This is a genomic window from Brevundimonas sp., from assembly GCF_041919755.1.
Taxonomy (GTDB): Bacteria; Pseudomonadota; Alphaproteobacteria; order Caulobacterales; family Caulobacteraceae; genus Brevundimonas.
This window is the reverse complement of record NZ_JAYRTD010000012.1, coordinates 62303-71567: the sequence shown is the minus strand read 5'-3', so window position 1 is coordinate 71567 and position 9265 is coordinate 62303. Positions and strand designations below refer to the sequence as shown.

At 67.9% G+C, this 9265-nt stretch carries 11 protein-coding genes; 7 read left to right on the top strand and 4 right to left on the bottom strand.

What is annotated here, in order from left to right; all coding sequences use genetic code 11:
* Positions 1-8 precede the first annotated feature (8 nt).
* Positions 9-1007 (top strand): NAD(P)H-dependent glycerol-3-phosphate dehydrogenase, encoded by a 999-nt coding sequence (locus ACE3TH_RS13265; RefSeq protein ID WP_374600371.1) that lies wholly within the window; start codon positions 9-11, stop codon positions 1005-1007.
* Positions 1004-1387, top strand: coding sequence for a Rieske (2Fe-2S) protein (locus ACE3TH_RS13260; protein WP_374600370.1), 384 nt, complete (start codon positions 1004-1006; stop codon positions 1385-1387). The genes ACE3TH_RS13265 and ACE3TH_RS13260 overlap by 4 nt, the downstream gene beginning before the upstream one ends.
* Before the next feature lie 4 nt (positions 1388-1391).
* Here the strand turns inward: ACE3TH_RS13260 and ACE3TH_RS13255 are convergent, their stop codons facing one another.
* The gene (locus ACE3TH_RS13255) at positions 1392-2135 is read right to left on the bottom strand and encodes a cyclopropane-fatty-acyl-phospholipid synthase family protein (RefSeq protein WP_374600369.1); all 744 of its coding nucleotides are present in this window, start codon (positions 2133-2135) and stop codon (positions 1392-1394) included.
* 173 nt (positions 2136-2308) lie between these two features.
* Here ACE3TH_RS13255 and ACE3TH_RS13250 point away from each other — a divergent pair, with 173 nt between their 5' ends.
* The 5 genes from ACE3TH_RS13250 to ACE3TH_RS13230 all read left to right on the top strand — a co-directional run bounded on the left by ACE3TH_RS13250 (position 2309) and on the right by ACE3TH_RS13230 (position 6448).
* Positions 2309-3586, top strand: a complete 1278-nt coding sequence (locus tag ACE3TH_RS13250; protein WP_374600367.1) for a glutamate-5-semialdehyde dehydrogenase — start codon at positions 2309-2311, stop codon at positions 3584-3586.
* 95 nt (positions 3587-3681) lie between these two features.
* Positions 3682-4368 carry a nicotinate-nucleotide adenylyltransferase gene (locus ACE3TH_RS13245; protein ID WP_374600365.1) on the top strand — a complete coding sequence of 229 codons (687 nt, stop codon included), beginning with the start codon at positions 3682-3684 and terminating at the stop codon, positions 4366-4368.
* A gap of 97 nt (positions 4369-4465) precedes the next feature.
* On the top strand, positions 4466-4885 hold the full coding sequence (rsfS, locus tag ACE3TH_RS13240; protein WP_296168479.1) for a ribosome silencing factor: 420 nt from the start codon (positions 4466-4468) through the stop codon (positions 4883-4885).
* A gap of 16 nt (positions 4886-4901) precedes the next feature.
* Positions 4902-5366 carry a 23S rRNA (pseudouridine(1915)-N(3))-methyltransferase RlmH gene (gene rlmH / locus ACE3TH_RS13235; RefSeq protein WP_374600363.1) on the top strand — a complete coding sequence of 155 codons (465 nt, stop codon included), beginning with the start codon at positions 4902-4904 and terminating at the stop codon, positions 5364-5366.
* Positions 5366-6448: a murein hydrolase activator EnvC gene (locus tag ACE3TH_RS13230; RefSeq protein WP_374600361.1), complete on the top strand. Its 1083-nt coding sequence runs from the start codon at positions 5366-5368 to the stop codon at positions 6446-6448. The genes rlmH and ACE3TH_RS13230 overlap by 1 nt, the downstream gene beginning before the upstream one ends.
* A 15-nt stretch (positions 6449-6463) precedes the next feature.
* Here ACE3TH_RS13230 and ACE3TH_RS13225 read toward each other — a convergent pair whose 3' ends face one another.
* The 3 genes from ACE3TH_RS13225 to ACE3TH_RS13215 all read right to left on the bottom strand — a co-directional run bounded on the left by ACE3TH_RS13225 (position 6464) and on the right by ACE3TH_RS13215 (position 9233).
* Positions 6464-7690, bottom strand: a complete 1227-nt coding sequence (locus ACE3TH_RS13225; protein WP_374600359.1) for a DUF418 domain-containing protein — start codon at positions 7688-7690, stop codon at positions 6464-6466.
* 85 nt (positions 7691-7775) lie between these two features.
* Positions 7776-8345: a phthalate transporter gene (locus ACE3TH_RS13220; RefSeq protein ID WP_374600357.1), complete on the bottom strand. Its 570-nt coding sequence runs from the start codon at positions 8343-8345 to the stop codon at positions 7776-7778.
* A gap of 9 nt (positions 8346-8354) precedes the next feature.
* Positions 8355-9233 (bottom strand): 3-hydroxybutyryl-CoA dehydrogenase, encoded by an 879-nt coding sequence (locus tag ACE3TH_RS13215; RefSeq protein ID WP_374600356.1) that lies wholly within the window; start codon positions 9231-9233, stop codon positions 8355-8357.
* Between the last annotated feature and the right edge of the window lie 32 nt (positions 9234-9265).

Here is a 9265-nt window from a genome sequence, read left to right as displayed (position 1 = left end):
GGATGGGCATGGAATTTCGCACCGCAGGGGTGATCGGCGCAGGGGCCTGGGGTACCGCCCTGGCCCAGGTTGCCGGTTCGGCCGGTCTGGACGTGCTGCTTCAGGCGCGTGAGACGGATGTGGTCGACAGCATCCGCGAGCGGCGCGTCAACGAAGCCTTCCTGCCCGGCATCACCCTGGACGACCACGTGGCGGTGACCACCGAACTGTCGGACCTGGCGCACTGCGACCTGATCTTGGCCGTACCGCCAGCCCAGCATATGCGTTCGACGCTGACCGCCTTTGCGCCATTCCACCGCACTGGCGTGCCCGTCGTCCTGTGCTCCAAAGGCATCGAGCGTGGCTCGCTGAAGCTGATGACCGACGTGCTGGCCGAAACCCTGCCGGACGCCCCCGCCGCCGTCCTGTCCGGCCCCAGTTTCGCGGGCGAAGTCGCGCGCGGCCTGCCCAGCGCCGTGACCCTGGCCTGCGCAGACGAAGCCTTGGGCGAGCAGTTGATGGAGACGCTGTCAGCCCCGGCCTTCCGCCCCTATTTGGCCACCGACCTGATCGGGGCGGAGGTCGGTGGAGCGATCAAGAACGTCCTGGCCATCGCCTGTGGCATCGTCGAGGGGCGCGGTCTGGGGCGTAGCGCCCATGCCGCCCTGATCACGCGCGGTTTTGCAGAGATGTCCCGGCTAGGCGTCGCCCTGGGTGGTCAGGCCGAGACGGTGGCGGGCCTGTGCGGCCTGGGCGACCTGGTCCTGACATGCTCCAGCCCCCAGTCGCGCAACATGAGCCTGGGTCTCGCCCTCGGTCAGGGCCAGACGGTGGAGCAGGCCCTGGCCGGCAAGCGCTCGGTGGCCGAAGGCTATGAGAGTGCACCGGCCGTGCGCGAACTGGCGGCCAAGATGGGTGTCGACATGCCCATCTCGCTGGCCGTCGCGGCCCTGCTGAACGGCGAAACCACCGTGGATCGCGTCATCGAGGATTTGCTTTCTCGCCCGCTCAAGGTCGAACGCGATTGAGCGACGCTCCTGCGCCCGCACCCGCACGCGCCCGCGTCTGGACGACCCCACCCAATGTCGCCCTGTGCGCCGAGGACGACATCGCCGACCCCGGCTCGCGCGGTTTCGTCCTCCAGATCGGCGAGGCCTTCTTTCACGGCTTTGTCGTGCGCAAGGCGGGACAGGCCGCGGGTTATGTCGACCGCTGCCCCCATGCCGGTTTCCCGCTGGCCCTCGAGCTGGATCGCTATCTGACGCCGGACGGCGGGCTGATCCTCTGCGGCTGGCATGGCGCGGTGTTCGAGCCGCTCAGCGGCCTGTGCACCGGCGGACCCTGTGCCGGCGGTCGCCTGACGCCTTGGCCGGTTCAAGTAGTGAACGGCATCCTGCGGACAGCCTGAACCCTCAATCCGGCGCGCGAAACAGATACAGGCCAAAGCCGATCAGGCCATGGCCGAACTCGAACACCGCCTGCATCCGGTCGGCATGAAAGCGCACCGTGTCCGCCTCTGGTGCGTCGGGATGCCCCGTCAGCCAGGACCGCGCCGCACCGACCGCATCGCGGGCATAGGCGTCGAACACAGCTTGCGACGAGAGTTCCCGCCACTCCAGCGCAAAGCCCGCGCCCTGTGCCGCTGCGATCCAGCCCTTATCATCCGTATACAGATTGGTTGCTTCCACGACCTGTTTGAGCGGCAACGGGGGCTCGCCCATCCAGACCAGGTCGCCCCACAGAAGCCAGCCACCTGGTCCGACATGCCGCCTCAGAAAGGCAAACCCCGCCTCGGGACTGGGCCGCCCCTCCCCCGTCAGATTGGTTGTCCCCAAGGCCACGATCAGATCGAACGGGGAGCGCTGTTCCAGCACCTTGGCCGCAGACCCCAGGACAAGATTGACGTTGTCCCCCGCCTTCGCGATCCGTGCCGCTGCCAGCTCGGCCATCACCGGATCGAACTCAATCGCCGTCACTTCAAACCCGAACGTCTGGCTCAGCTGGACTGCCACACTTGCGTTGCCTGTCCCGACATCGACGGCCCGCGCCCCTTGCGCCAAACCTGCCCGCGATACGACTGCCTTGATCGTCGCCATTTCCACGCCGTTACAGACGTCGAGAGTTTCATAGGCTAGCCGGCTGAATGTCGTGATCATAAGGGCTTGTCGCGTGGGACAGCTCAGCCTTCAAGACACCATTGTGCTGGGTGTCATGATATGCGCGCTGTTCTCAAGGGCGAGTCTTGCATGGGGACTGCCTTTGTCGAGGTCGCCATTATTGGAGAAGGCAGCCATGGTCGAGGTGAAGACTTGAACGGGACCGCGCACGCATGACCATTGCAAATCCTTGCCCGCTGGCCTCGCAGATGGTTGTTCTGGGCGAGCGGGCGCGGGCAGCTGCGCGTAGCCTTGCTTTTGCCAGTGCTGACACCCGTAGCCAGGCAATCCTTGGCATGGCCCAGGCATTAGAGCGGCGGTCCGACGCGGTGCTGGCCGCGAATCGCGTTGACCTGGACCTGGCGAGGGCGTCGGCTTTGGGCACGGCTATGCTGGATCGGCTGTCGCTGGACAGGACCCGGCTTGACGGAATCGTCAGCGCCTTGCGCACCATAGCGGCTATACCTGATCCGGTCGGGGTCGAGATCGCCCGCTGGACGCCCGACAACGGGCTGGACATCTCGCGCGTCCGTACGCCCATCGGCGTGTTGGCCATCATTTACGAAAGCCGCCCGAACGTCACTGCCGACGCCGCTGCCCTTGCCGTGCGGGCAGGGAATGCCGTTATCCTCCGAGGCGGTTCAGAATGCTTGCAGTCTAATCTGGCAATCCACGGTGCACTCGTCGAGGGATTGGAAAGCGCCGGGCTTACACCCGACACTGTCCAGATCGTCAGCACCCGCGACCGCGCCGCTGTGGGCCACATCCTGACCGGGCTGGAGGGCACCATCGATCTGCTGATTCCGCGCGGCGGCCGGTCGCTGGTCGAGCGGGTGAAGGCTGAGGCTCGCGTCGCAGTGCTGGGCCATCTGGAAGGCGTCAACCACGTCTATGTCCATGCCAGTGCCGATCCCCAGACCGCCCGCGCCGTCGTGCTGAACGCCAAGATGCGGCGTGTCTCGGTCTGCGGAGCGGCGGAGACCCTGCTGGTCGATGCCGCCGTGGCGGAAGCGCTTCTGCCCGCCATTGCCGCCGACCTAATCGCCGCAGGATGCGAGATCAGAGGCGACGTCGCGACCCTGGCGCGGGTGCCCCAGGCCATCCCAGCAACGGAGGCCGACTGGAGCACTGAATATCTGGCTGCCATCCTGTCGGTCCGCATCGTCGGGGGTATGGAACAGGCGCTCGATCACATCGCCAACTATGGCTCCGGCCACACCGAGGCGATTGTGGCGACCGACGAAGCGGCCATCGAACGTTTCCTGGCCGAGGTGGATGCCGGAATCGTGCTGGCCAATGCGTCGACCCAGTTCGCCGACGGCGGGGAGTTCGGCTTCGGCGGCGAGATCGGCATCTCCACCGACCGCCTGCACGCCCGCGGACCCGTTGGAGCCGAACAGCTGACCAGCTTCAAATATGTGATCCGGGGTCGCGGTCAGACGCGGCCCTGACGTCCGAGCTGTCAGGTCCGGACGTTCAGGCGCGACAGGGCGTCGCCGCCGTGTTAGGGCGCGAGTGAGCATAAGTCCGCGCGAGCCCTGCCGCCTTGTCCTTCTTTCACGCCGGCCCCGCGCCCCGTACGTCCGGACCCCGCAAGGGGGCCCTGCGCGACGGCCTGACCCTGAGCCCGGGCATGACAGTCGGGCTGTTCGGCGGCTCGTTCAATCCCGCCCATGACGGCCACGCCCATGTCGCCGAGACGGCGATGCGCCGCCTGGGTCTGGACCGCGTCGTCTGGCTGGTCTCGCCCCAGAACCCGCTGAAGGATGCCCGCGACAGCGCGCCCTTGGCCCAGCGCATGGCCTCGGCGAGGCAAGCGGCGGCTGCGGCGGCGAGAGGCCCGGTCATGGTCGTCTCGGACGTCGAGACGCGGATGGGCACACAATGGACCATCGACACCCTGCGCGTCCTGGTCGCGCGGCATCCCGGCGTGCGTTTCGTCTGGCTGATGGGCTCTGACAATCTGGCCAGCTTTCATCGTTGGCGTGGATGGACCGACATCATGCGCCTGATGCCCGTGGCGGTCATCGCCCGACCCGGCAGCCTGCTGGACAGCCGCACGGCCCCGGCCGCCGCCCGGTTCGCCGGGGCGCGGGTCACCGCCGCGCGGGCGGGCCTGCTGCCCTATATGGAAGCTCCGGCCTGGACCTATCTGACGGCCCCGCTGAACCCGCGATCCTCGACAGCGATCAGGGCGTCGCGCGGCGTGGGTGACGCCGCCGGCCATTCGTGATAGGCTGTCTCTTTAGTCATTCCCCCGGAGCCGTCCGCTGACCCCCTCGACCGCGCACGATGCGCATGACCAGGCCGTTTCCAACACGGCGCACGAAATGGACCCGATCGATCCGATCCATTCCGAAGACGGCCCCTACGAGAGCGGCTCCGAGACTCCCCTTCCCGTCGGTTCGACCCCTCTGGAGCAGGCCATCCTGGCCCGGCTGGACGATGACAAGGCCCAGGACATCATCCTGATCGACCTGAAGGGCAAGTCGCCCATGGCCGACACCATGATCATCGCGTCGGGGCGCTCGCACCGTCACGTCGGCGCCCTGGCCGACCACCTGCAGCGCACGCTGAAGGAAGAGGGTCTGGGCAAGGTCAAGGTGTCGGGCCTGCCGCACTGCGACTGGGTCCTGCTGGATGCGGGCGACGTCATCGTCCACCTGTTCCGGCCCGAAGTGCGCACCTTCTACAACATCGAGAAGATCTGGTCGGTCGACAGCGGCCACCGCGTCGACACGCGCGGCTAGACCGGCCCTTCAGGCGATGAAGCTGGGCGTCATCGCCATCGGCAAGCCGGGGCGCGGGCCCGAAGCCACCCTGGCCGCCGACTATGCCGAGCGCGCCGGCCTGGCCGGACGCGCGCTGGGCCTGGGCCCGCTTGAGCTCATCGATCTGGAACCGCGCAAGCCCGGCAAGTTGCCGGAGGGCGAGCTGATCCTGAAGGCGGCCGAAGGCGCGCATCTGATCGCCTGCGATGAGCGGGGCCGCACCTATTCCAGCCGCGCCTTTGCCGACCATATCGCCCTACTGCGGGACCGGGGCGAGCGGCGGCTGGTCTTTGCCATCGGCGGGGCGGACGGGCTGGACGACAGCGTGCGTCAGGCGGCGTCCTCGACGCTGGCGTTTGGGCCCCAGACCTGGCCCCACGCCCTCGCTCGCGCCATGCTGGCTGAACAGCTGTATCGCGCCGTGACCATTCTGGCCGGTTCGCCCTATCATCGCGACTGATGCGTCGCCTGATCCTGCCCCTCTGTGCCTTGGCCGCCGTGGCCATCCCTGTCGGAGCCTGGGCTATTCAGGAGCCGCGGTCGGGTGAGGTCGCCCGCCTCCAGGCCGAATACCGTGACGAGCAGGTCCGCGCCCGTCGTCTGCGGACCCAGGCCACCGAGGCGGCCGCCGAAAGCGTCGAGCTTGAGCGGGAGCTGGCCCGCCTGCGCGAAGTCCTGGGCTCCGAGGATGCCCGCATCGTGGCCCAGCGCCATCGCCTGCGGACGCTGCAGGCGCAGGAGGCCAGCCTGATCGCCGAATTGTCGCGCACGCGGGTGCGGGAGGGACGCCTGCTGTCGGCCCTGCAGATGATGAGCCGACGTCCGCCGCCGCCCCTGCTGGTGCCCGCCGACCGCGCGGTCGATACGGTCCGCGCCTCTATCCTGATGCGGGCCATCGCGCCCGACCTGCGCCGGGAGGCCAAGGCCATCACCGCCCGGCGCGAAGAGGTCGGTCGCGTCCGCCGTCTGGTCGCCCTGAACAGCGAGGCCCTGTTCACCGCCGAAAGCGCCCAGGGCAACCGTCGGGCGGAGATCGAGAGCCTGACGGCCCGAAAGGCCGCGCTGGGCACCGTCCTGAGAGCCGAGGCTCAGGCCGCGGAACGGGCCGCCAATGTCCTGGAGGCCCGGCTGCGCGCGCTGGGGGCCAGCGTCCCCGCCGCCGATGTTGCCACCCCAACTGCCGTCGCGCGCCTGCCCGCCGGGCGCAGCCGCCTGACCGCTCCGATCGTCGCGTCGCCCACCCAACGCTATGGACGCGGCTCGCCCGGCTGGCGCTGGCGGGCTGATGAGGCCGAGGCGCGCGCCCCCGCGAATGCCCGCGTCGTCCACGCAGGTCCCCTCAGCGGCTGGGGCGAGGTGGTGATCCTTGATCTCGGCCCCGGCTGGCGCGCCATCGTCTCGGGCATGGACAGCCTGTCCGTCCAGACCGGCGACACCGTCTCCGACGGCCAGGCGCTGGGCCGCACGGGCACCGACGGCGAATTGTATTTCGAACTCCGCCGCGACGAACGGCCTATCGATCCGGGGCCATGGCTTGAGTGAGGCTCTAGGCGATGATCAACCTTCAGCGCTTTTTTGAAGCGGCAGCCGCCGTCCCTGGGTCAGGCAGCGCCAGACCCATTCGAACGGGCCCATCCGAAACTGCGACAGCCACAGCGGCGACCAGACGATCAGTATGGCCCACACCCCGACCACCCACATCCACAGCGTCCCCGGCTCGGCGCGCCCGAACAGCATCGGTCCGCCCGGCACGACAGCCAGGGCGACGAAAATCACGCTGGTCATCAGATAGTTGGTGAAGGCCATCCGCCCCACCGGCGCAAAGATTGCCAGCACGGCCTTGACCGGCGTTCTGGCCAGCAGCACCAACGCGGCGACATAGCCCAATGTGATCACCACTGCGAAGGCCGAAAACAGGCCCGCCAAGCCCCGCGTGGTGTCCGCCTCGACCGGCGCGGCCAGGTTCTGACCCATCAGGATCGCCAGACCGATCAGATTGGCCGCCCCCAGACCGATGGCCAGAATATAGGTCCACATCGGGGCCCGCCCCGACAGGAAGCCGGACTTGTACAGACCCAGTCCCAGCATCATCAGCGAGACGGTGACCGGGATCAGTATGGCGCTGCTCGTCTGGTACTGGATCCAGGCCGTCAGATTATAGAGGAAGTAGCCGCCGCCACGGACCTGTTCGATTTTGGCCAGGGTACCGGCGGGCGACAGGGTGTCGGCCATGCTGGCGCGGATTTCGGTCGCCATCTCGGCCGGCATCGCGCCCCAGCCCCACAGCGTCAGGCCGCCCAGCAGCGACAGCGCCAGGATGATGCCGCCCCCGACCTTGATCAGCCGTCCGGCCGACCAAGACCGGAACATCATCATGATGAAGCCGCAGTAGGCATAGTGCAGCAGGATGTCGCCGGACCACAGCAGCACCCCGTGCGCCAGCCCGAACGCCAGCAGCCACAGAAGGCGGCGTTGCAGCAGCGGTCCGCGCACAGCATCCGACCGCTCGCCCCCGACCAGAAAGATCGACACCCCGAACAGCATGGAAAACAGCGTCCGCCACTTGCCCTCGAAGAAGACCCGCTCGACCCACAGCGCCGTCTCATTGGCTCCGTCGACGGCGAACGGCATGGCCTCGCGCATCGAAATGATCTCGCCCGGCCATGCAAACGCCAGACAGTTGACCGCCAGAATGCCCAGCACGGCCAGACCGCGCAGCATGTCCAGATTGAAGATGCGCTCCGTCGTCGCCGATGGCGCGGCCGTCATGGTAGCGTCGGTCATGTCCTGCTCCCCCGAGTATGAAGACAAGGACGTTTTACATCAGATCAGGTCCGACGAAACTGAATTCCGCGTAATGTGAGGCAGCCTATGGCTTGCGACGATCCATGACGCCCAGGCGGTCGCGCACCTCGGGCTGCGGTCGGAAGGCCAGAAAGGCCACGCAGAACCCGGCCCACAGGGCATAGCTGACGCCGACCAGCACCGCGATGGGCAGGCCGCCGACGCCATAGATCAGCAGCGTCGTCTCGGTCGCACCCGCTGCTCGTCCCGGCGTGCCCGCCTCCAGTGATCCCGTCACCGACATGATCAGCGCGGCCACCGCCGCCACTGCCGCCGCCAGCAGGCCACCGTACAGCAGGAACCGCCAGATGACGGCCAGACGTGTCGCCGGACGCCCGTCGCGCTGACGCTCGCGCTCCATCAACCGCATGAAGCCGGGCACGGCGACCAAACCGATCAGCAGCACCAGCAGCCGCCAGTCCATCTCTGGCCCCGGCAACCAGTTGTCGGCGGCGGGTCTCCAGATCGGCAGGGTCAGGATCAGCGGCGGCCAGCAGGCCCCGGCCAGGGCGGCCAGGACGATGCGGTGCGGCTCCTTGCGCCAGGTCACGCGTTCCCGGCCGGGCAGGTTCAGCGGTGTCGCGGCGTCGCTCATCCGCTCGCCCTAGCGGGTCGGCACGGGCGCATCGCCCGAATAGTCGTAGAAGCCGCGCCCGGACTTGCGCCCCAGCCAGCCGGCCTCGACATACTTCACCAGCAGCGGACAGGGCCGATACTTGCTGTCGGCCAGGCCGTCGTACAGCACGTTCATGATCGCCAGCACGACGTCCAGCCCCATGAAGTCTGCCAGCTCCAGCGGCCCCATCGGATGGTTAGCCCCCAGAGTCAGCGCCTTGTCGATCGAGGCGACATTTCCGACGCCCTCGTAAAGCACATAGATCGCCTCATTAATCATCGGCACCAAGATGCGATTGACGATGAAGGCGGGAAAGTCCTCGGCGTGGGTGGTGGTCTTGCCCAGACTCTCGGCGAAGGCGACAGCGGTCTCATAGGTGGCGGCCGAGGTCGCGATGCCGCGGATGATCTCCACCAGCTTCATGACCGGAGCAGGCTTCATGAAATGCAGGCCGATGAACCGCTCGGGCCGGTCGGTCGCCGAGGCCAGGCGGGTTATCGATATGGACGAGGTGTTGGACGCCAGCAGCGTCTGCGGGGCCAGATGCGGGACCAGTTCGGCCAGCAGCGCCTTCTTGACCGCCTCGTCCTCGACCGCGGCCTCGATCACCAGATCGGCCTTGCCCGCCTCGGCCAGAGAGCCCGCTGCGGTGATCCGCGACTGGGCCGCGTCGGCAGCGGCGGTGTCCAGCAGGCCGCGTCCGACCTGACGCGCCAGGCTGGCGGCGATGGCGGCCTGGGCCTGGGGCACCCGCTCGGCCACGGCATCGTAGAGCGCGACCGAATAGCCTCCGGTCGCGATCGCCTGGGCGATCCCCGATCCCATCTGGCCCGCGCCGATGATGGCGACTGTTCTGATCGTGGTCATCTAGTCCGGTGGTCTGGCAGGCCCTGGGCCCC